The sequence below is a fragment of the Massilia pseudoviolaceinigra genome, assembly GCF_030846505.1.
Lineage (GTDB): Bacteria > Pseudomonadota > Gammaproteobacteria > Burkholderiales > Burkholderiaceae_D > Telluria_A > Telluria_A violaceinigra.
In genome coordinates this window covers 35,550-57,470 of record NZ_JAVCWL010000002.1, presented here as the reverse complement: position 1 = coordinate 57,470, position 21,921 = coordinate 35,550, and the positions used below count along the sequence as shown (strand labels likewise).

Sequence of the window (21,921 nt, the reverse complement as noted above, 5' to 3'; positions counted from 1 at the left end):
AGCACTGCTACCAACCGTGCAGAATTTTCGCACAAGGCCCTCGTGCCCAATCGCGTGCCATTTCGGCGCGTAGTTCTGTCGAAATTTTTGGGATAGACTCCGCCGGTTTGCTGGAAAGGCGAGGCCCACTTCCCGTCTCGCAAGCGAAAGCCGGCCCTTAAGCGGCCACATAAAGTGCGCAACGAAAAATGGAGAAGACATGAGGGTAGTAAAGAGCAGCGTAATGGCGCTTGCATTGCTGGCGAGCGCGCCCGTGTTCGCAGCGGTGACCATCAACATCGATCCGGCCAAGCCTGGCGCCGTCATCAACAAGAACGTCTATGGACAGTTTGCCGAGCACCTGGGCACTGGCATCTACGAAGGCATGTGGGTCGGTCCCAGCTCTAACATTCCGAATATCAGAGGCTGGCGCAAGGACGTTGTCGGCGCGCTCAAGGCGCTGCACGTACCGCTGGTGCGTTGGCCGGGCGGCTGCTTTGCCGATGAATACCACTGGAAAGACGGTATCGGCCCCCGTAACAAGCGTCCGGTCAAGGTCAACACCAACTGGGGCGGCGTGGAAGAGAGCAATGCGGTCGGCACTCACGAATTCTTCGACCTGGCCGACATGCTGGGCGCTGACACCTATGTGAACGGCAACCTGGGCACAGGCACCCCGCAGGAAATGTCGGAATGGATCGAGTACATGACCTCCGACAGCAAGTCGACGCTGGCCGAGCTGCGCCGCAAGAACGGCCGCGCCAAGCCTTTCAAGGTTGATTTCTTCGCCGTCGGTAACGAGTCATGGGGCTGCGGCGGCAACATGACGCCTGAGTATTACGTCAATTTGTACAACAACTATAAAACCTTCCTGAAAGCACCGGCGCAGCACCGGCCGAAAATGATTGCCAGCGGCGGCCACTCTAACGACAAGTGGTCCGACGTGCTCAGCAAGGGTCTGAAGGGCCGCACCGCAGGCATCAGCTACCACTACTACACTATCCCGACCGGCAACTGGGACGTCAAGGGCGCGGCCACCGGCTTTCCAGAGGCGCAGTGGATATCGACGCTGGTGAACACCCTGAAGATCGATACGAGCATCAAGGAAAACGTGGCGGCGCTCGAGAAGAACGATCCCGAAAAAAAGATCGGCCTGCTGATCGACGAGTGGGGCACCTGGTATGACGTGGAAAAAGGCACCAATGCCGGCTTCCTGTTCCAGCAGAACACGCTGCGCGACGCCGTTGTCGCGGCGCTCAACTTCAACATCTTCCATGCCCATGCAGAACGGGTCACGATGACCAATATCGCGCAGATGGTCAATGTGCTGCAAGCGATGATCCTCACTGAGAAGGACAAGATGCTGCTGACCCCGACCTACCATGCCTACAAGATGTACGTGCCGTTCCAGGATGCGACCTCGTTGCCAGTAGCCTTGAGCGACAATGTCGCGTACAAGTTTGGCGCGGCCAGCATTCCGGGCATCAGCGCCTCTGCGGCGCGCGCCAAGGACGGCAAGCTGTATCTGGCCATCGTTAACACCAACCCGCACGAAGCGTCCGACGTGGCGGTCAATGTCGCCGGCCAAAACGCTTCCGGGGTCAACGGTCAGGTGCTGACAGCGGCAGCGATGGACGCGCATAACACCTTCGATCGAAAGGATGCGGTCAAGCCGGCGCCGTTCGCAGCGAAGGCGGTCAATGGCAAGTTGAGCCTGAAAATCCCGGCCAAGGCAGTGGTGGTCGTCGCCGTCGAGGGCTAAGTCCGATCTCCGGGACATCCTTCGCGCGCCGGTACACGGGATGGCCGGCGCGCTCGACTATGTAATATCCCGGCAAGTAAAATGACCCTGAGCAGTTGCGCAGGTGGAGGCAGAAGGCAGAAGGCAGAAGGCAGAAGGCAGAAGGCCAGCCTCCTCTATTTTCGCAAACACGATCTAAATGATTATATTTCTCTCTGATCTGGGGTCTTTATTCTGCTGCAACCGCAACATGGCAACCGCCAGTTGGCGCCATACAGACGAAAAAAAGCCTCTGAAATCAGTGGCTTGGATCTTGCGAAATGCACGAGCCTGTCAGATCATGCCATCTCTGACCTCACTCCCATTCAATCATTAACGGCACTGCTAACATCTTGTTTTGTATCGGCATTCTACCAATTTGCAGACTAGGACCATCAAAAATACCATGCACCACGACGGGCAGTACAAGTGTCTCCGAACCGTGGCTCGGCTATGATTGACCACATTGTGGAGACCGTATTGGTTATTGTTCAGTAAGACGGAATGCCACCACGTTCGCCCCTCCCATTCGCCGCTGCCGAGGCACGGCAAATACCAGTTCAGTCCGGCTTTATCTCATGCGCTTCTTGCGGAAACAGGCGCGCCAAGCGTTTCTCGATCTCCTTGATATCGGTGCCGGTATCGCGCACATTGTCCCAGATGCTGTGGTCGAGCCGCATCTTGTGGTTCATCGCGCTGATCAGCGGCAGTAGCGACTGCTCGTAGCTTTCCGCCAGGCGCAGCACCGCTTCCTGCAGTGCCAACTGTTCCGGCACCGTCACATGCACCGCCGGATTGATGCGCTGGCCCAGCGCCGCGATCTGCAAGCCGATCTCGGACAAGGTATTGGCCATCCGGGTGGCGCCGTCGGCATCGGTGCCGCCCTGCTTGCGCAGGCGCACGAAATCATCGACCAGCGCGGCCCAGCGCTGCTGTTCCACCGCATCCGGCTGGCCCAGCAGGTGCGCCAGCTTGAGCAGATTCTCTTCGGCGCCGGCGGTCAGCGTCTGCGCTTCGCCACGGTAATGGTCGCGCAACAGGGCGTCGAGCTCGGCATCGTTCATCAAGGCCGAGACCTTGGGCGCGAGCTTGTTCATGTTGCGGTAGCTGCCCTGCAGCCTGAACGGCGGCTCCATGCGGTAGGCATCGTCCTGGGCGGCCGAGGCGATGTACGCCCGGTTCACGGCCAGCAGGGCATCGCGCACCTTGAACAGGCGCCGCAGCAGATTGCCGATCTCGGCCAGTTCGGCGCTGGTGTAGGCGTGCGACAGCTCGCCCGGCGCGACCGCTTCGCCCTGCGCCATGCGGATCAGGCGCACCACATCGGCCGGGTCGCGCGACGCCAGCGGCTGCAGGTCCGGATGGGCCACCAGCGCGTTCTCGATGTAGGACTGCGCGAACACTTCCTCGCGCCCGCTCAGCACGTCGCCCAGGTTGTAGATGTCGGCGCGGTTGGCCAGCATGTCCGGAATCTTGAACACATCGCCCGATTCGGTGTACGGATTGCCGGCCATGACGATGGCAAAGCGCTTGCCGCGCAGGTCGTAGCTGCGGCTTTCGCCCCGCCACACACCCTCGATGCGGCGCGTGCCGTCGGCCAGCGCGATGAATTTTTGCAGGAATTCGGGATGGGTGTGCTGGATATCGTCGAGATACAGCATGACGTTGTTGCCCATCGCCAGTCCCAGGTTGAGCTTCTCGAGCTCCATGCGCGCCCCGCTGTTGCTGGCCTCGGCCGGGTCGAGCGAGGTCACGCCGTGGCCCAGCACCGGACAGTTGATGCGCACGAAAATCATGCCGAGGCGGTCGGCCAGGTATTCCATCAGGGTCGTCTTGCCGTAACCGGGCGGAGAAATGAGCAGCAACATGCCCATTGAATCGGTGCGGCGCTGCTCGCCAGCCGCGCCGATCTGCTTGGCCAGGTTCTCGCCCACCAGCGGCAGATAAACGTCGTCGATCAGGCGGTTGCGCACAAAACTCGACAACGGCCTGGCCTGGAACTGTTCCAGCCGCAGGCGCGCTTTTTCCTCCTGCAGCAGGCTGTGGCGCAATTGCTGCAACTGCTGGCAGGCCGGCACGATCACGCCGCTGTGGTAAGCCAGCCGGCGCAAGAAGTCGTTCAGTTGCAGCGCCATGCTCTGCCCGCTCACGCGCGCATGCTCGCCCAGCAAGCCGTCGACCTGCGCAGCCAGTTCGGCCGGCTGCACCCGGCGCGGGAGCGAACACAGCAGGCTGGCCGCCGCTTCCGGCAGCATCGTCAGGTCGTGTCGTTCCTGCAGCATGAAGCCGTACAGCCATTCGGTCGCCAGTTGCCAGCGCGCGCGCCAGCCCTGTGTGGTGTTGGTCCATGGCTGGGCAATGCCGTGCCGCTCCAGGTGCCGCAGCAAGCCCTGCGCCAGGTCGGCGCCGGCACGGCTGGCCACCCAGGCGTGCGGAGTTGCGCGTTTGGGGTCGCCACCGTGGGCGCCCAGCTCGGCCAGCAGGTAGGCGCCGCCCTGCTCCAGCAAGGCAGCCGGGGTGTCGCTCGCGCTGTCGAGCCAGGATATCAGGTCGAGTTGCTGCTGGGTCAGGAACTCTTGCAGCGACAGCGCGAACTGGGCCGCGACCTGCTGGCCCATGCGTTCATTGCCGAACTGGACGCGCATCAATTCGGCCTGCCCGGCCTGATGCGTGACCAGTTGCGCGTGCGGGTGCAGGTCCGGCGTGTCTTGCAGGTGTTGCCAGTACAGCACGGCCAGCGCGCGCGCCAGCGGGCTGTAACGCAACAACGCAGCGTCTTCCAGCATCGGCAGCAGGCGCCGCAAGATCAGGCTGGCATCGTGGTCGTGGATGCCTTTCTGGTAGCCTTCGTGAAAGCGCGGGGCGGCGAAGCGGCGTACGTGCTCTTCGAGCAGCGGGCTGTCCGGATCGCGCGCCGCCTGCACCAGGCTGGCCCAATCCGGTTCGGCACTGCCTTGCTGCGCCGCCAGCACCACTTGCCAGGCCAGGTATTCGGCGCGGTAGACCAGCGCGCTTTCCGACAGTGTCTCGACGCTCCAGTAGGCTTGCAAGGCGTCGAGCCGGGCATCGTCGAGCGGCAAGAAATAATCGGTACCGGCCAGATGGTAGGCCGGGCGAGCGTGCCAGGTGACGATGGCCAGGTCGAGCACCTGCTGGTTGACCGTGAAAGCATGGCTTCCCAGGCGGATGGTGTTGCCGGTGACTAGCTCGTTGCGGTCGCGCAGGGTACGCTGGCCCTGCTCGCGCAGCGCCTTGAGCTGCCCGGCCAGGTCGTCCGCACCGACCGCGGCGCCCAGCTTGCGCAGTTCGGCGATGCTGGCGCGCAGCTTGTTAAGGAGGGCGTCCGAGGCGAAATAGGCTTCCAGCTGGGCGCTCTCGCCCAGTTGCGCCAGCCGCTTGGGCACCCCGGCCAGGATGCGCCGCGCCGCGTCCATGATGGCTTGCACGCGCCGCGCGCGGCCATCGAGCAGGGCTTGCTTGCGCCCTTCCAGCGCCTCGTAGACCGCTTCGCGCTTGTGCGCGATCTCGGCCAGATAGTCTTCCTGTTCGGCGAATTTGCCCTCCAGGTCTTCCAGCTGGGCCAGCAGGCGGGTCAGCAACTCGTCGCAGCGCTCGGGCGTGTCGGCCTGCTCCAGCGCGCTGTCGACCGACTGGCCGAACAGCTGGAACTGGGCGGCGAACTCGGCCGCCGACTCGCCCTGCGACAGCGCCTTGCGCTTGTGGCGCGCCTGCGCGCGCAGCTTGTTGACGTCGGCATAAATGGCCGAGATGGTACTCAGTATGCGGGTGCGCAAGGTGGCGTCGCCCAGCCCGAGGGTGGCGAGCAGCTCGGTCAGCCCGTCCAGGCTGGCGGCGCTGCGCTCGAGCGTATCGTACAAGGGCGCCAGTTGCGCCGTCGTGTGCATCGTTTCGAGCTGGGCGCGCTGGGCCGCCAGCACGCCGGTGAGCGGGTCGAAGGCATTGTCCTGGGCCAGAAATTGCACGGTCTTGTCGGCCACGCGCGCTTCTTCGGCGGCCAGCTCGGCGTCGAGCTCGTCGAGCCGCGCCACATCCATGTAGCGCTGTTCCCGGAGGCTGGCTAGGCGCCCGCGGCCGAGGCGAATGGCGTCGAGCGCGTCGATGAAGTCGATGGGCGACTGCCACAGGCGGCTGGCGCTGTCGGTCAGTAACTGGCGCTGGGCCAGGGCGCTCTGCGAAAGAAGCGCTGCGGCGCTACGCCGCAGCGCCGCCACCTTGTCGAATTCGTCGAGCGTGGCGCTGGCCACGGCCATCATGGCCTGCACTTCGCTGGCCGCGTCGTGCGCCTGCGGCGCGCCCAGCCAGTGGAAGGCGTCGCCGATACGGCGGCACTGGCGCACCAGGGTCTCGAACACGAAGCGGGCCGGCAACTGGTCGCGCGCGGCCTGCGCCTGTGCGCGCACCAGCTTGGCCAGCGAGTACAGTTCCGACAGGCCGCGCACCAGGTCGCGGTTGCCGATCTTGCCCAGGTAACTCTGGCGCGGCGCCTGCAGGGCGGCGTGGTCGTCGCTGACGAAGGCGGTCTGCCACAGCTGCATGGCGTGGTTGCGGGTCGGCTCCTCGCTCTCGGCGGTAAACAGCAGCATGCTGCCATCGGCGTAATGGGCGTAGCCGTGCGCCACCAGCGGCTGGGCCAGCGCCTTGCTGATCATATTGTAGGTGAGCAACACATACACGCCCTGCTCCACCCCGTAGAACACGTACAGCACGTCTTCGCCGTTGGGCGACATGACGCGCCGCTTGAATTGCAGGCCGCGCGGCAGGTCGGCAAATACCTTGCTTTCCCCGCTCTGCAGGATGTAGCCGTCGGGGAACACGATCCCGTGGTCTTCCGGCAACTGCACGCAGGAGGCGCCGATGGCGTCGATCCGCGCCACCTGGGCCGTGCGGCGGTTGAATACCAGGTAGCGGAAGACCGACTCGCGGTACGGTTTGATGCGCAACAGGATCAGTTCGCCCACGGCGGCGTAGGCGATGTCGCCATCGTTGAGCGACTGGTTGCGGTCCTCGACCGGCTCGGCGTAGATGCCCAGGCCGGTATCGGTATTGTTTTCGATCTTGACGGTCAGGTCGCCGCCCACGGTCTCGACGAACAGGATGTCGAGAATATTGATGTGCGGATGCTTGCCCAGCACATGCTGCTCGCGCGTAGTCTGGGTCCACTCGAAATCGTGGGTCGGCGGCAGTGCAATGTCGCGCTCGCCGCGGTTATCGATGTAGCTGGCGGCGCCATTCTCGCCGAGCTGCCAGCGGAACACGCGCACGTCGCTGATGCGCTCGCCGATCTTGAAAGCGGCCAGGAGCTTGCCCTGATGCACGCGCAACTGGACCAGCTGGGCATTTTTATAGTAACTGTAGAGTTCCCTGAATTCGGCCAGGAAGCGCGGTTCGTCGAGAAAGGTGTGTTCCAGTGCGAGCGGTTCGAGCTCGGCCTGGTCGCCATCGGCGCGCAGGCGGTACAGCCCGAACACATCGGCCACCCGGGTTTCCTGACGCAGGCCAATGAAGACGTTGTAGCCGAACAGCAGCACCTCGCCCACCAAAACCAGGTCGCGCGCCACGCAATTATTCTCGGTGCGGGCGCGGGTGCGGGCCCGCAACAGCATTTCCTGGCGGCCGAATTCGGCCAGGCGCGCCTCGTTGAGCAGGTTGGCCTTGGCCTGCAAGGCCTTGCCATGCTCACCCAGGCGGGCGCGCAGCAGCTCGAAGCTGCCCGACTCGGGCGCAATGTCGTCGGCGCTGGGGGGGGCGTTGCCGGAGTCGGCCGGTGCCGGTGCTGCGTGGGGGTCGCTCATGGACTCAATCTGCTTTCGTATTCAGGAATGCCATCATGTCGGATTGGTTCGGCTGCTGTGCCAGCCAGGCGCGCATGTGCACCAGTTGCTCGTAGGCGTCATCGCCAAAGCGCAGGCGCATGGCGTGCTCGGCGCGCTCGCGCGCGGCCGCCCGCTTCAGGTCGCTCTGCCAGCGCTCCGACACAATCGCGTCGAGCTGGTCGTGCAAGCCCATGGCCAGCACGCGCTCCCACTCGCCCTTGTCGAACCAGACCGCTTGTGCCATCGCACTGTAGTCCAGGCGCAACGGATTGTCGTTGCTGACCTTGAGGCGGGTCATCAGGCGTCCCGTGTTCGGGCATACCCGCGCCGGTTCGCTGGCTTGCGAAATCTCGCCGTCATACTCGGGCGCGGCCAGTTGCGGCGTACGCTTGCGCCAGAGCCGGTAGCGCTCCAGTTCCACCCAGGCGCCATGGCAATCCTTGCAGCGTTCGGCCGGCAGGCCGCCTTCGATCTTGACGGACGCGACATGGCGGCCGCCGCATGCGGGGCAAATCATGGTAACTCCTGTATCGATGGTGAGGCGGGGCATGGGCCCCGCCGCTCTGTCAATTGGCGCGCGGCGCTTCGAGGGCCGGCTGGAAGGTCGCCAGCAAGCTCTGCAGCGCTTGCTGCTGCTGGGCGGTGCCATCGCGGCCGACCTTGGCCAGCAGAGCCGACACTGTCAGGTTCTGCAACTCGCCCGAGGAACTGCCCAGCGCGCCGATCAGGCCGCGCAAGTCGCCCACCATGTCGCGCTCGCCGCTCAGGTGGTCCTTCAGGCCCATCTGCAAGGTACGGCTCTTCTCGACCGTGGCGTCGATGCCCTTGCCGATCGAGAGCGCCTTGACGAAGCGCTCGAAATAGTCGCCCTCGCCGCCGACGATATCGATCTTGGCGTTCTGCAGGGCCTTGCCCAGCACCTCGGCCTGGTCCTTGGCGATCAGGGTCTGGGCATCGATGCCCTTGTTGATCTGCTGGTTGGCCATTTCGAGCTGCATGCGGAACTCTTCGTGGGCGCGGGTTTCCTGGCTCATCGCCGACATGGCCTCAAATTTCTGCGCCAAGCCCTTCGATTCGGCTTCGAAGCGCGCCTGGATGACTTGCGCCTCGGCGTCGCCATGGGTCGCCGTCGCGGCCGCGTCGGCACTCTTGACCGCCGCTTGCGCCAGCCCCATCTGTTCCACGCCAGCCGCTTCGGCATGCATGCGCAGGCGCATCGCTTCCGCTTCGGCCGCGCCCTGCTTGAGGATCGCTTCGGACGAGGCGATCATGACCCGGGCGCTGGCCAGGCCAGGGGCGGCCAGTTCGGCTTCCTTGCCTTCGGCATCGCGTTTTTGCGCCTCGGCGCCGCGCTCGGCCACTTTCAGGGCAGCGTCGGCGACGGTCAGGTCCTGGGCGGCGCGGTGCTTGGCCGAGCGCTCGGCCGCTTCCGCGGCTTTTACCGTCAGCACCATTTTTTCCTCGGCCTGGGCTTCGGCGGCGATCACCACCGATTTTTTCAGGCGGTCCGCTTCAGCCACCACGCGCACTTCCTTGATCGCTTCTTCCTGCTCGGCCACGGTGCGTTCGACCACGATGCGCTCGCGTACCACGTCGGCAATCGCCTTTTTCTGCACTTCGATGGCCTTTTCCTTTTCGATGGTCTGCAGCGCCACTTCGCGCTCGCGGTCGACAATTTCGAGCTGGCGTGCGCGGGTGACGCGCTCTTCTTCGATCGCCACGGCGCGCTTGCGGTTGTTTTCGGCCACTTCCTTCTCGCGGGTGGTATTTTCCTGCTGCACCATCACCAGCTGTTCGGACTGCAGGCGTGCCAGTTCCGACTTGGTGAATTCTTCCGACTGCACTTTCTGGGTTTCGGCCTGCTCGCGGGCCCGCACCGAACTGACTTCACGGCCCTGGCGCGACTCGGCGTCGGCTTGCTGGCGCTCCAGTTCCAGGATCGCTTCGCGCGTTTCGACATCCTTTTTCTTGATCCGCATCTGCTCGTCGCGAACCAGTTCGTTGGTGCGGATATTTTCGATCGCGGTCAGTTCGGTGATTTTCTTGATGCCCTGGGCGTCGAGAATGTTCTGGCCATCGAGCTTGTCGAGCGCGGTCTGCTCGATGTAGTCGATGGCCGCGTCTTCCAGCACATAGCCCGACAAATCGTCGCCGATCTGGCGGATGATATCGTCACGGAAGCGGTCGCGCGCCTGGTACAGTTCCACGAAATCCATCCCCTTGCCGACCGTCTTGAGCGCTTCGGCGAACTTGGCCGAGAACAGGCTTTCCAGGGTTTGCTGGTTGGAGGCGCGCACGCAGCCGACCGCCTGCGCCACCTTGAGCACATCCTCGGTGGTCTTGTTGACGCGGATGAAGAAGGTGACCTTGATATCGGCGCGGATATTGTCCTGGCAAATCAAGCCATCCTTGCCGAGACGATTGATTTCAATCGTCTTGAGCGAGATTTCCATCATCTCTTTCTTGTGAATGATGGGATACACGATACCGCCGGTAAACGTTACCTCGGGTTGTGCGCGCAGGGTATTGATGATCATGACGTGGCCCTGTTCCACCTTGTGGTAGAACTTGGCGAACAGCACGAAACAGCCCAGCACGATGACGGTAATGATACCGATCGAGAGCAACATAATGTCCATGGTTTCTTTCTGATTCGAGTGAGTAAGCGTTAAATAGCGTCGGTTGCTGCCTGTACTTCGTACTCCCGGGTGGCCTCGTCATAGGCGACGATAATCGCTATGGAATGCCTGACCAGCGCATTGGGCGTGTCGGCCCAGACCCGGATATTGATGCTGGCGCCCTGGCCGCCGACCTCGGCGCGGCCGAAACGGCGGTCGACGTAGCGCGTGACGATCTTGCAGTCGAGGCCGACCAGACTGGCATTGGCGCGCGCCGCCTGCGTGACAAACAAGCCGCGCAGCGGACGCAGCACGCGCGCCCCGAGCGGCACGGCCAGCGCAGACGAGAACAGCAAGGCCGCGAGTCCCCCGGCGATGCGCAGCGGCGCGCCCGGCAGCCAGACCAGCACGTATTGATGCAGCAGGACCGTGCCGAGCCAAGTGAAGAACATCAGCACGCTGGCGGCCACCGACAGCGGCACGCCGCCCAGGCCCAGCGCCACCAGGTAGCCAGCCAGCGCCGGCAGGCCGGGCCCGTCGTGGGCCGCGTGGCCGGCGTCCACATCGAGGTCGAGGTCGATCGCATCGCCCATGTCGACCAGGCCGATCATCGACAACAGCCAATAAATCAGCAGAACGGCCAGCAGTACCGTGGGAATGGCGCTCGGAAAGCTGCTCAAAAGGTGCCAGAGGTCCATCGCGGGTTCCTTCTTGTTATGGTTTCAAAAAAATCATGCGTCCTGTTGGCGGGTTTGCGCAAAACGGATCAGGGCGTCGTGCAGCGCTTCCTTGATCTTGCGCTTGTCGTCGGCCGGCACGCCGAAGCGCTCGGCCAGGATCGCGTAGTCGGCATCGCTGAGCGTGACCGTCAGGCGCGGGCGCACCGGCTTGCTGGTGACAGGCAAGCCGAGGATCAGGCGGATCTGGTCCGATGGCGACACCTGCTGTTCGAGCGCGGCATAGCGCACCGCGTCAATCACCTGTTTTTCGACATCGAACGCCACCTGGACGGCGCGCAAGGCCGCGTCCGATCCGGTCCAGCGCGGGGAACTGACCATGCGTCCCCCTCAGTCCGGCTTGGCGCCGCCAGCGCCCGCGTCCGCGTCCGCATGCAGGCGTTGCTGCAGGCGCGCCATCACCTGCGCCTTGCGGCTGGCGCTCGCGCCGATGCCGGCGGCGGCCAGCTTGCGTTCCAGCGATGTATGACCGAGTTCATCTTCCAGCTGCTCGGCCGCCTGCATGCGGTCGGCCGTGTCCTGGTGGCGCTGGCGGATGCGTTCCAGCGATTCCTTTGCGCTCATCAATCTGGACCCGCTGCTGCCCATGCTGCTCGAAATGGTGGCCGTGGCCCGGTACACGCTTTCGGTCGTCTTGGCCATGACCAGTTCGCGCTCGTGGTCGCGCAGGTTGGCCTCGGCGTTGCGGATCAGGTCTTTCATGCGCGCCACATGACCGGAAAAATCGTCGCGCGCGCTGGTCTGTTCGGCCAGCGCCACTTCGAGGCCGGCCACCTTGTCGGCCACTTCCCCGGCCAGCCCTTCCTCGTTTTTTTTCAGCGCTTCGAGCGCCAGTTCTTCGTAGCGGCGCAGGTCGCGCCCGAGCCGCTCGATCTCGCGCGCGGCCTGCATTTCCCGCGCCATGACCGCGGTCAGGTCCTGGCGCGCGTGCGCCACATGGGCTTTCGCTTCGATGATTTCCTGTTCGTAGATGCCGTTGGCATTGTGGTCGACCAGGCTTTGGCCGATGCTGCGCACGTCGCCGCGCAGCATGGTGAGGATTTTGGAAAAGACAGCCATGATGCGCTCCTTATTTTAAGAATTCGGTCAACACGTCGAGGGCTTCGAACGCGTTGTCGGCGACCATCGCCACATCCGTTGCAATGCTGGCGGCGCTGGCGTCGTGCGCCAGCGAGCCGAAAATCACGTAGTGCTCGCCGATGCGGCCGAAATTCGACAGCGGGATGGCCATGTTCAGGTCCAGCATCGTCTCGAGCAGCTCGGCCCGGCGCTCGGGCCGGATTTCGCTTTCGGTCCACAAGTAGCAGATGCACAGTACCTGGCTGGGCGAGCCGGTGACGAACACCGGCAACTCTTCCAGTCCTTCGATACTGATCCGCATCACCGGCACGCCGTCGGCATCGGCCGGTGGCAGCAGATGGCTGCTCACGCCCACCGACCCGAGCTTGCGCAGCAGCGCCTGTTCGATCTCCAGCATCTGTTTCATTGCCATTTCCATCATTGTCATCCTTGCATGCGGAGGTACTTCAATCATCCCTGAGCGGGCCAAAGACATAATATGTCCAAGTATAGATGGCTGACATAAAATGTCAAGATGCAAATATGCAATTCTTTTGAATGGCGATCAGTCAACAACTGAGCATCGCACGATCCTGCTAAATGTTGCTGGTGTGCCATTTCCTGGCTACATTGATCGCCCTCGCGCCGCTCCGTGCCGCAAGCCTGTTGACTGCCCGGCACCGCCGTGTTGAACGATGCCATGCCAGATCTTGGTGCCATCCTCCTTGTCCTGACTTGCCCTGCCAGCCTATGTCAATCACCCTGTCGTGCGGCTGCCGACGACCATCGGCGTGAGGGCCATCGCCCTGCTGCTGTCGTCGGCCCTGCCGGACTTGAAGGCGCACAGGGTGAGCGCATTGCATCACCGCGCTGTCGACCGCGATCAATGTCAGCGAGGTGCCATGGCAGGGAATGTTGTCGATCCTGCTGTTCGGCGGGGCCCTGCACATCGACGTGGGCAAATTGCGCGCCTTCCGCCTGCAGATCTGACTGCTGGCCGTGGTCGGCACGCTGATCTCGGCCATCGCGGTCAGGGCCATTCTTTGGTGGACGCTGCCGCTGGTCGGTTTGCCGCTGTCTCTGACCGACTGCATGCTGTTCGGCGCCCTGATTTCGCCCACTGATCCGATCGCCGTGATGGGCACTCTGAAATCAGCCAAGGCGCCGGAAAGCCCGGAACTGCTCATTGCCGGGGAATCGCTGTTCAACGATGGCGCCGGCGTCGCGCTGTTCGCCATCATTGCCGGGGGCTGGTCAGCGGAGCGACGCTCAGCGCCTCGGTGCTGTTGTTGCAGGAAGCGGGCGGTGGCGTCTTTGGCATTCTGCGGGGCTATGTGACGTATCGCTTGCCAGGCAGTATCGACAGCGATCAGGAACAAGTGCCCGTTACCCCGGCGGCCGCCATCGGCAGCGATGCGCTGGCCATGTCGGACGAGACGCGCGGACCCGTGGACTCCTTCTGGGAGCTGCTCGATTCGATCCTCAACGCCGTACTGTGCTTGCTGATCGGCCTGGAAATGATTGTCGTGCGCATGTCGCCGATGCTGGGCGTGGCTGCGTTGATCACCATCGCCGTGACCCTGTTTGCACCTGCTATCAATGATCGTATCGATACCCAAAATCCTGCTTGCGAACATCCGGCACCATCAGGCGCACCATCAAATGGCGTTGCTTCGGATTGCCCATCAATGCCAAGCTGTACCGCAGGTGCGAAAAAAAAGCCCCTGAAATCAGAGGCTTAGTTCGAACAGAGTGCATGAGCCTGCCGGCTCATGTCATCGCTGACATCATTCCCACCGTGTTCACCGATGACGACGGCACCAGCTGGCTGGCCTGGAGCAATCGCCAGTGCTACATTGCGAAACTCAAGCCCAACATGATCGACATCGACGGACCGATCCGCGAAATCACGCCGCCGCACTTCGTGGAAGGCCCTTGGCTGCACAAGCGTGGCAAGCTGTATTACTTAAGCTACGCGTCGATGACCCTGCCACACCGAGCGCCGAGCACGTATCGTATTCAACGGCGCCAAGCATCACCGGACCCTGGACCTACCGCGGCCTGTTGACGGGACCGGCCAAAAACAGTTTCACCATCCACCGGGCATTGTCCAGCTCAAGGAGAACTGGTACCTGTTCCTGCACAACGCCACATTGGCGATCGGCGACGTGAGTGGCATGGCCGGCCGGGGTGCTGTTACTGTCGAACATTTGCAAAACAATCCAGACGGCACGATGAAGCCGGTCGTGCAGACTGAACTCGGCGTGAGTGTGCCGGCGCTGCCTTAGCTTGTTGCTCCGGGCTAGATCGCGCGTCTGCCGCGGCGCTTCCAGTCGGCACGGCGGGATCGCGTTGGTCTTTTCAAACTGCATGTCAAACAGGATCCACTGACCGATGGACTAATCCTCAGGACAGCACGAAACGGATACTGGCCACAGACCTCGACGACACTTTGCTGGTGGGTCCGGCCGACTCCCGGCGGCGCGTGCGCGGCCTGTTCAGCGGGGGCTTGCCCGGCGCCAGGATTGTATTCGTGACCGGCCGCAGCCTCGAATCGATCATGCTACATTTTCAATCCAAGAACACCCACCAGCCGCTTGAGGTCGCCCTCCTCCCTAATGATTTCGGCGATCAGTTCCGGCAAAGGCATGCTGCCCCAATGTAGCGCGCGTCGAATAAGAAACGGAACGGGACTGTGTGGTTCAAGCTCCATCAAATAGCGCGCCAGCGCATCGAGCGTCACATAGGCGTCAGCGCGGTTGCGCCAGCCGGAGAGGGTCACGCCGGCGTCACAGTGCGCCGGCGCGGGCATCGCACCAGTGTTGGGAAGCACGGTTTCAAGCTCGGGTTCGTCGTCCATGTCGATCGCTTTCTGTTCAGGATGCAATTGCACCAGCACGCGCTCGGCAGCTTCCAGCGTCGCTAGCAGGCGTGACATATTCGGCGCGTCATCCCCCAGCCGTTCATTGAGGAAGGAGTTTATCGCGGACAACGCTTCGCGGCTTTGCGAGACTGCAGCCCGCGTCGCGTGCAACTGGGCCTGCGACTGGGCAGCACAGCTCAGGATAGCGGCCCGCGTGAGCTCGGAGTCGGCGTCGCCGCGCGCCTCGCCACGCTGTTTCTCGTCCAGACCCGTCAGATCTTGCGCCGACATGCGTTCCCAGTCTGCCAACGTCAAGCGGGGCGGCTTGTACTGGGCCAGTGGCAGCAGCACCGCGTGAATGCGCACGTCGACGCTGAGCGATTCGTTGAGCCATTCCAACGGCGCCAGGCGCAGGTCGCAGTCACCCTCCTTGTCGATCATGGGATGGATCGAATCCCAATAGCGGCGCAACAGCGCGTCGAGCATTCCCAGTCCCTGGCACAGGCCGGCGAAGCCGCGCTGGCGCATCCATGACTCAGTCAGCCATACGGCAAACTGGAGGTGTTTGGAGCGTGTGCAAAGCATCTCCATGCAAAGCGCATCGATCCGCACCCAGTCGGCCACCTTGAGTGGCCGCTCCCATTGCCTCATTGGCAGGCTGGGATCATCCTCGTCGCGCAGCAGGCGTATTTCGGTAAAGACGGGATCGAAGCGCATGTCCGCGCCGCATGGTGCATCGGGCGCTAGCGGCGCAAGAATTTCAGCAACAATCTGCCGGTCTGCGTCGTTGACGAGAAAATCTGTTATTGCGTTCATTTGGCATTCGCCTCAAGTTGATTTGTTAACAGCGCGGCGCTGCTGGTCGGCGCCGCGTCCTGCCAGCGCGGCACATGCGACAGGAAAACCGTGGGCCAGGCCAGCGGCGTGCGCTTGCCCGGCGCGCTCACGCTCAGACGCAGGAAAACACGGGTCCGTGCCGCCAGCGGCACCACGTTCACACCCGCGCCGGTGTGCAGCACCGGAAAGTCAAAGCGCAGCAGCGGCCCGCGCTGGTCGCCGTCGGCCACTTCGCTATCGCGGTAAGCGCCGATAAAACTGAACAGTGCCCATGGGTCGCCAAAGCGATAGTTCACGGTGCGCTCGGTCACTGACATGTTGAGGTGCCCCGGTTCGGCCTGGGGCTGGCCACTGCCGTCGCGCGCCAGGCGCAGTGACAGCAGCACCGGCATGCCGGGTTCCCAGCGCAGTGCGCGGGGCGCGTCGCCAAGGCGCAGCGTCCCCGCGCCGATGGCGAGGCGCCAGTCGATGATCTGGTTGGCCCCGGCATCGGCCACGCCTGCGGGGCGAAACTGCACCGTCACGTCCAGCCCGCCCACCTGCCCCGGTTCGACCGGATACAACGGCGCCAGGACCTCGCGCATGCGGCGCAGCTGCTCGCCTGCCTCGCGCACCGCGGCGCTGGCGCCTGCCACACCTGGCTCGCGCTCGGCCAGCGCACTGGCTGCACGGGCGCGATCGAACTGGTTCATCGCTTCCCCCACCGCGTCCCGGTCGGCCGGCAGCGCATCGCCGCCCGGACGCGCATCGAACGGCGCGCGGCGCGCAAGGTCACGGTTGTACAAGCCGGCAAAGCGCTCCCACTCCTCCCGGTAGCGGCCGGCCGCCAGTTCGCGGCAGCGCACCAGCAAGCCGGCCTGCAGATTGAGCAAGCGTTCGGCAAACACATCGGCGCCCCGCTGTCCACCGCGTGAACTGAGCCTGGCGGTACAGTTGCCAAGGTCGATATCGGCACTGCCGCTGACGATGAACTGCTCCAGCGCCATGAGCGAACTGGCCGGACTCTTGAGCCTGTAGCGGCGCAAGTCCGCCACGATGGCTTGCCAACGTGCCACCAGCGGGTGCCCGGGGGCGAAACTGGTCATCTGCGCCAGCACGCCTTCGGCCTGACTGGCCGCAGTATCGACAAACTCCAGCTGCTGGGCGACGTAGGCGGCAAGTACGGCGGCGTTGCCATTGCCAAAGGCGTCGAGCAGGACACCCTTTTCGCCGTTCCACGCCTCGAACGCGCGCTCGCGCGGCACGAACACCTCAGCCCCCCTGAAGATGTCGTCCAGACGCTGCAGGCGCGACAACGCATCGGCCGCCAGCACCGCGTCCAGCTCTGCGCTGACATCGCCTGCCCCGATTTCCAGCAGCCAGGCACGCACCCGCAGCACGCTGGCGCGTTCGGCATCGCTGGCGCCACTCGGCAGTTCGACCGGGGCCACGCTGAGCGCCTGCATCAACAGCCGCTGCGCACTGGCGGCCAGCGCCAGGTCGGCCAAGGCGGCGGCAGGTTGCTGGAGCCTGGCCGGCAGCGCCATGAAAGGACCGGCCTGGAAGCGCTTGCGCGCCTCGGCAAGCCCGATCGCCTGCTCCAGCAGCGCCTTGTTCCAGCTGACGGTGGCGCCGCGCGCCAGCACCGGCAGCTGCGCCGGCCCGCCGGCGTTCATCCACGGTTGCGCCACCAGCGCCGCCACCGACGCGTGCAATGCCTGGCGCGGCGGCGAGAATGCCCAGGCGCTGCCGGACCACACCAGGTTGTCGGCCATGCCATCGATTGGACTGGGCGCCGACAGCGCGGCATCCCTGGCTACGACAAAGCGTCCAAAGCCATCTGCGACGCGCCGCCGCGTTTCCTGCACGGCGGATTTTCCCAGCAGGGAATTGGCGCCGATACGGTCTATCATGCTCTCGTGCGCGGCGCCGAGGTTGACACTGCTCTGTATCATCCAGCCCCCCTTCCCCCCGGCGATCTGATTCTGCTGAAGGTTGAGCGCGTCGCGCAGCGCGTGCCACGCCGGCAGCTGGCCAGCCAGCCCTGCGCCAGGCTGGGCGCCGGCGAACAGGGCTGCACTGCTGGCGGCCACCATGCGCTCCGAACGCAGCAAGTCGTTGTCATCGAACAGGCGCTGGTACAGCGCCGTGCTGGCCCGTCGCAGCGAACAGCGCGCCGCCGCCTGCATCGGCTCGAGCGCCAGCGATGGCTCGCGCTGTGCCACGGCCCGAAACAGCGCGGCCGTCCGTGCCGGAGCGCCATTGAGCTCGGCGCCAAGCAGGACCCGCACCACCAGCGCCAGATCAGCGCCCGACGCCGGCCCGGCCTCGGCATGCTTTAGCCGCAGCATGGCGCCGATCACGCGATCGATTTCGTCCAGCCGCGCCAGGTATCCCAGGGTGGCGCCGAACTGCGGCAGGTCGTCGACATTGAGTGCGCTCCCGGTTTGCGCAGCCACCTGTTCGCTCCAGCCAGCGGGCATCGTACATTGGGCGCCACCGATCAGAGCGCCGGAGACCGGCTCGATCGGTACCCCCGTCAATTGGCCCAACCGGCTGAACGCGGCGCGCCGCAATGGGTCAAAGGCGTTGTCGGCAAAGCCCTGCTCGAGCCGGCCAACCACGCGCTGGTGCAGATCATCGAATAGCGGCCAGGAACCGGGCATGAAGACCGAATTGAAACGCGCGCTCCCCAGTTGCTCGATATTGAGCAGCGCGTCGGTGGCGCGCCTCTGGCTGCGCTGGGGGTCGTCAATGCCGGCGCGCGCCGTTTGCAGGCTGCGCCGGGTATCGCTATTGAGCGCGTTCAGATAGCCCACCAGGTCGCCACCCAGTTGGTGCAGGCGTACGGTGGAGACGACCAGTGCCGCGGCCCACAGCACCGGCAGTGCCAGCACCACCCAGGAAGCAACGCGGCTCGCAGCAGGGCGACGCATGCGCTGCGAGGAGGACTGTACCAGCCCCGCTTCGGCAAAGACCTTGCGCTCGAAAATGTCGCGCATGAAGACCGGCATCGCCTCTGCCGTGGCCGCTACCGCGGGCTCGCCCGGTCCTGGCGCGGCCAGGGACGGCGCGGCCAGCGCACCGGTTGGCGGAGCCGGCATCGCGGCAAGCAGTGCGGCAGCGTCGCCGCTGTCGCCGGTCAGGTACATGCCACGCAACAGGAACGGTTCATGATAGGCGCTGGGCCGCATCAGCTCTTCGCAGAACAACTTGAGGCCGCCCCGCAGGCGTTCAAGTTCCCCGGGCAGCATGAGGTAAGCGCTGCTGTCCGCGCCGGGCGGTTCCAGTGCGCTCAATTCCGCACAGCGATCGCTTGCCGCCCGCACGATGTCGTCCATGGCGCTGTCGGCCCACTGGGTGCGAAACGGCGCCACCAGTTCGTAGGGCGACGACCAGCCCAGCATCGATCTGCGCAGCGCCTCGGGCAAGGCGCTGCCAAAGTTGGCAAAGCCCGGCAGCGCTTCGCATTCGGACACCACCAGATAGATCGGAAAGCGCAGCGCCAGGCGATTTTGCGCCAGCCACAGGCGATGGTGAATCGCCTTGGCGCGCGCCATCAGGTCGAGCTGGCCTTGCGGGTCGGTTTGCAGCAGGGCCGTGCACGGCACCGCCAGCACGATGCTGTCGAACGGGCGCTGCGGCCGGTAGCTGCGGCACAGGCCCAGAAAATCGTCCCACACCCCATTACTCGAGGCGCTGTCGGGATCGGGCGAACCGAGATGGCCGGCCTGCAGTTGGACGATCACGCCGCTGTCGAAGAAATGCCAGTCGATGCCTTGCGCGGCCGCGCTCAAGGTACTGTCGGCGCTCAGTGCGCTGGGCAGGCCGGACTGCGCCAGCGGCAACGGGCGTTGCGCGCTGTCGTTGAGCAGCAATGTCCACGACAACTTGTAACGTTCGTGACGCGCCGCCAGGTTCGATTCGATCAGTTCGACCGCGCTGCGAAAGGACTGGCGCAGCGACTCCGCGCCCAGCGTGCGCAGCTTGCTGTCGGCATGGGCGGCGCCGCCTTGGGCAGTCCCGCGCAAGGCCGCGTTGATGATCAGACCAAGCAGTATCAGCACCAGCAGCGTCACCAGCAACAGCGTGGCGATGGCCAGGTTGTCGGACAGAAACTTCATCATGGTGCCACCCCGCCCGCGGCTGCTGCCGCACCGGCCAGGGATGCGCCGACGGCCTGGCGCACCGGCCAAGACTGCCAGAGCCAGGCGATCTCGGACAACCCCAGCAACAGCAGCATCACCAGCGCCAGCGTCATGCCGCGCCGGCTCAACTTGGACAGGCGCCGCGCACCGCCATGCGAGAGCGTACTGGCATACGGTTGTTCGGCCACGACAGCGTCGCGTCCGCCCAAGTCGGCGGCGCGCTGGTAGATGAACTGGAATAGCTCGCGCCGGTAGTCGGCAATCCGCCCCAACGCGGCGCTGTCGCGATAGCGTCCCTGAAAACCGAGCGACAGCAAGGACAGGTACAGGCGGGCCACGCCGCGGCGTGCCGGTTCGCGCTCGCGCAGCAGCTGGTCGACGTCGGCGAACACCTGCTGGCCGGCGTGGGCCGAATTGAACAGCCTGGCCTCGATCAGCACATGGCGCCAGTGCGCGCGGCCGGCCCAGTCGGTGTGCAGCAGCACTTCGTCGGCCAGCGCTGCTTTCAGGAAGCGTGCCTGCAGCTCGGCTTCCAGGCCGGCCTTGCCGCCGCGGCGCCCGGCCTCCAGCGTTTGCAGTTCGATCAGTTGCGCCAGTTGGCCGCTGAGCGCCTCGGCGCCGCTGTGCGCTTCATTCTCGCCCAGCTTGGCCGCGGCCGCCGCGGCTTGGGCGAGCACTGCCGTAAAGTGGCGGAACTGGACCGACGCCAGGTCATCGCCGCCGTCCCGGCCCGGGTTGTCATGGAGTGTCATGGTGAGCCTTTGATGAACAGGACAAGTTCCTGCGGCCGATTGGCCGCCGGGCCTTCGTTGATATTGCTGATCTGGAGCGCCTGGTCGGCAACGATGAACTGGTCCGAGGTATCGACCCCGAACAAGGCGTAACCGGCGCTGGTGCGCAGGCCCAGTTCCGGCGCATCGTCGATCCTGCTGCGCGCGGCGCCGAGCATGCGGCGTTCGCACAGGGACGTCCAGATGGTGCGCGAGCCGATCACGGCGCCCTCCATCCACTGCCCCAGCTCGCGCTCAGTGTGGCCGCGCAGGCCCACCACCAGGCGCTTGCCGAGCCACTCGGCGCGCATCGGCAGCGTGAACGCCTGGCCGTCGAAGTCGAAGGTGCACGTCTTCCAGTCCTGGCTTACCTCATCGACCAGATCCTGCAGCGCCAGCAGTACGGCGTCGAACGCGGCGTAGCTGTCGGCGTGGCGGTATGGCGGCGGCGCCATCGGCACCGCGCCGGGACGCAGCGCCGCCAGCGGCCCCAATTGGGCGCACAGCGCCAGGTACAGCGGTTGCGGCTGCAGCACCGGCGCGCGCAGCACCGCTTCGAGCAATGGCAGGTGCAGCACCAGGCCAGTGAGCCGGTTTTGCTGCTCGAGCAGCGCCAGACGGTCTTCCAGGCGCGACGATGGCGCCATGTTCTGACGCGCCAGGAACAGCGCCTTGCTGCGCATGTGCGCCGCCAGCTCGCCCGCGCGCCGGCACAGGCTGGAGTCGCCTGGTACTTCCAGCTGGGCAGGCCAGAACGCGCCGCGCCGCACAATTTCGTTTTCCTTGCGCAGATTCGCCAGGTGCAGTGCGACATAGGAGGCGCCGGGCGCCTTGCCTGCGATGAGCTGCAGATTGGGCGCCATGCGCGGCACCTCGCAAGCGAGCGCCTGCGATACCTCGTCGTCGACGCTGCCGCCTTCAAGACCGCGGAACATGGCAGGCTGGCCCGGCAGGTTGAGCGCGCGCGCCGCGCCGAGCGCCAGATAGACCGCCAGATCGCCCAGCTCCATGCGCTGCGCATACGGCGCCAGGTCCAGTTCCAGCTCCTGGTCCTGGGCCCGGGTGGCATCGAAATGGACCGCCATGCCGTTCGGGAGGATCGCTTCGAGCGCCAGGATGCGCAGCGTGCCGGTGGTCAGGCGCGCCTCGTCCAGCACCAGCCGGCGCACCCCCCAGGCAGCCGGCTGGCCCGCCAGCGATTGCCACCCGACGAGCGCGTCCACTCGTGCGCTCTCCTGCTGGAACTGCTGTGGACTGAGCAGCATGCCCTCGTGCCACTGGATACGGTCATACAGTTGTGCTTCGGCCATGACGATG

General features: G+C 64.7%; 16 protein-coding genes and 1 pseudogene. 5 read left to right on the top strand and 12 right to left on the bottom strand.

The genetic code is table 11. The features are described from left to right. Positions 1 to 199 precede the first annotated feature (199 nt). Complete coding sequence (locus RBA40_RS02475; protein ID WP_306645662.1) at positions 200 to 1,741, top strand: alpha-N-arabinofuranosidase; 1,542 nt, start codon at positions 200 to 202, stop codon at positions 1,739 to 1,741. A gap of 578 nt (positions 1,742 to 2,319) precedes the next feature. On the opposite strand, the gene RBA40_RS02470 is transcribed toward RBA40_RS02475, so the two are convergent. From RBA40_RS02470 to RBA40_RS02440, 7 genes are read right to left on the bottom strand one after another with little or no spacing between them, the layout of a single operon-like run. After that, positions 2,320 to 7,572 (bottom strand): DNA repair ATPase, encoded by a 5,253-nt coding sequence (locus RBA40_RS02470; protein ID WP_306645660.1) that lies wholly within the window; start codon positions 7,570 to 7,572, stop codon positions 2,320 to 2,322. Between the two features lie 4 nt (positions 7,573 to 7,576). Next, complete coding sequence (locus RBA40_RS02465; RefSeq protein ID WP_306645659.1) at positions 7,577 to 8,110, bottom strand: TFIIB-type zinc ribbon-containing protein; 534 nt, start codon at positions 8,108 to 8,110, stop codon at positions 7,577 to 7,579. A gap of 49 nt (positions 8,111 to 8,159) precedes the next feature. Continuing rightward, the gene (locus RBA40_RS02460) at positions 8,160 to 10,232 is read right to left on the bottom strand and encodes a flotillin family protein (protein WP_306645657.1); all 2,073 of its coding nucleotides are present in this window, start codon (positions 10,230 to 10,232) and stop codon (positions 8,160 to 8,162) included. Between the two features lie 29 nt (positions 10,233 to 10,261). Continuing rightward, positions 10,262 to 10,909: a ubiquinone biosynthesis protein gene (locus RBA40_RS02455; RefSeq protein WP_306645656.1), complete on the bottom strand. Its 648-nt coding sequence runs from the start codon at positions 10,907 to 10,909 to the stop codon at positions 10,262 to 10,264. Positions 10,910 to 10,942: 33 nt separating this feature from the next. Continuing rightward, a complete protein-coding gene (locus tag RBA40_RS02450; RefSeq protein WP_306645655.1) occupies positions 10,943 to 11,269 on the bottom strand; it encodes a hypothetical protein in 327 nt (108 codons plus the stop codon). A 9-nt stretch (positions 11,270 to 11,278) separates the two neighbouring features. Then, complete coding sequence (locus RBA40_RS02445; RefSeq protein ID WP_306645654.1) at positions 11,279 to 12,007, bottom strand: PspA/IM30 family protein; 729 nt, start codon at positions 12,005 to 12,007, stop codon at positions 11,279 to 11,281. A gap of 10 nt (positions 12,008 to 12,017) precedes the next feature. Further along, positions 12,018 to 12,434 carry a DUF2170 family protein gene (locus tag RBA40_RS02440; protein WP_306645652.1) on the bottom strand — a complete coding sequence of 139 codons (417 nt, stop codon included), beginning with the start codon at positions 12,432 to 12,434 and terminating at the stop codon, positions 12,018 to 12,020. A 572-nt stretch (positions 12,435 to 13,006) separates the two neighbouring features. Here RBA40_RS02440 and RBA40_RS02435 point away from each other — a divergent pair. The 3 genes from RBA40_RS02435 to RBA40_RS02425 are packed head-to-tail and all read left to right on the top strand — an operon-like array spanning position 13,007 to position 14,075. Then, positions 13,007 to 13,345: a cation:proton antiporter domain-containing protein gene (locus tag RBA40_RS02435; protein WP_306645650.1), complete on the top strand. Its 339-nt coding sequence runs from the start codon at positions 13,007 to 13,009 to the stop codon at positions 13,343 to 13,345. Continuing rightward, entirely contained in the window at positions 13,288 to 13,749 is a 462-nt protein-coding gene (locus tag RBA40_RS02430) for a hypothetical protein (RefSeq protein WP_306645648.1), read from the top strand. The genes RBA40_RS02435 and RBA40_RS02430 overlap by 58 nt, the downstream gene beginning before the upstream one ends. A 14-nt stretch (positions 13,750 to 13,763) precedes the next feature. After that, complete coding sequence (locus RBA40_RS02425; protein ID WP_306645646.1) at positions 13,764 to 14,075, top strand: family 43 glycosylhydrolase; 312 nt, start codon at positions 13,764 to 13,766, stop codon at positions 14,073 to 14,075. Here the strand turns inward: RBA40_RS02425 and RBA40_RS02420 are convergent. After that, positions 14,059 to 14,379: a hypothetical protein gene (locus RBA40_RS02420; RefSeq protein ID WP_306645643.1), complete on the bottom strand. Its 321-nt coding sequence runs from the start codon at positions 14,377 to 14,379 to the stop codon at positions 14,059 to 14,061. The genes RBA40_RS02425 and RBA40_RS02420 overlap by 17 nt on opposite strands. 86 nt (positions 14,380 to 14,465) lie before the next feature. On the opposite strand from RBA40_RS02420, the pseudogene RBA40_RS02415 reads away from it, so the two are divergent. After that, positions 14,466 to 14,543, top strand: a pseudogene (locus RBA40_RS02415) (hypothetical protein); the annotation flags it as partial. 27 nt (positions 14,544 to 14,570) lie between these two features. Here RBA40_RS02415 and tssA read toward each other — a convergent pair. Genes tssA through tssK form a run of 4 tightly spaced genes read right to left on the bottom strand, consistent with a single transcriptional unit; the run spans position 14,571 to position 21,914 of the window. Beyond that, positions 14,571 to 15,686 carry a type VI secretion system protein TssA gene (gene tssA / locus RBA40_RS02410; RefSeq protein ID WP_306645641.1) on the bottom strand — a complete coding sequence of 372 codons (1,116 nt, stop codon included), beginning with the start codon at positions 15,684 to 15,686 and terminating at the stop codon, positions 14,571 to 14,573. Continuing rightward, entirely contained in the window at positions 15,683 to 19,813 is a 4,131-nt protein-coding gene (locus tag RBA40_RS02405) for a type VI secretion system protein (protein ID WP_306645640.1), read from the bottom strand. The genes tssA and RBA40_RS02405 overlap by 4 nt, the downstream gene beginning before the upstream one ends. Then, complete coding sequence (locus tag RBA40_RS02400; protein WP_306645638.1) at positions 19,810 to 20,586, bottom strand: DotU family type IV/VI secretion system protein; 777 nt, start codon at positions 20,584 to 20,586, stop codon at positions 19,810 to 19,812. Before RBA40_RS02400 ends, RBA40_RS02405 begins: the two co-directional genes overlap by 4 nt. After that, a complete protein-coding gene (gene tssK, locus RBA40_RS02395) occupies positions 20,583 to 21,914 on the bottom strand; it encodes a type VI secretion system baseplate subunit TssK (protein ID WP_306645636.1) in 1,332 nt (443 codons plus the stop codon). The genes RBA40_RS02400 and tssK overlap by 4 nt, the downstream gene beginning before the upstream one ends. Between the last annotated feature and the right edge of the window lie 7 nt (positions 21,915 to 21,921).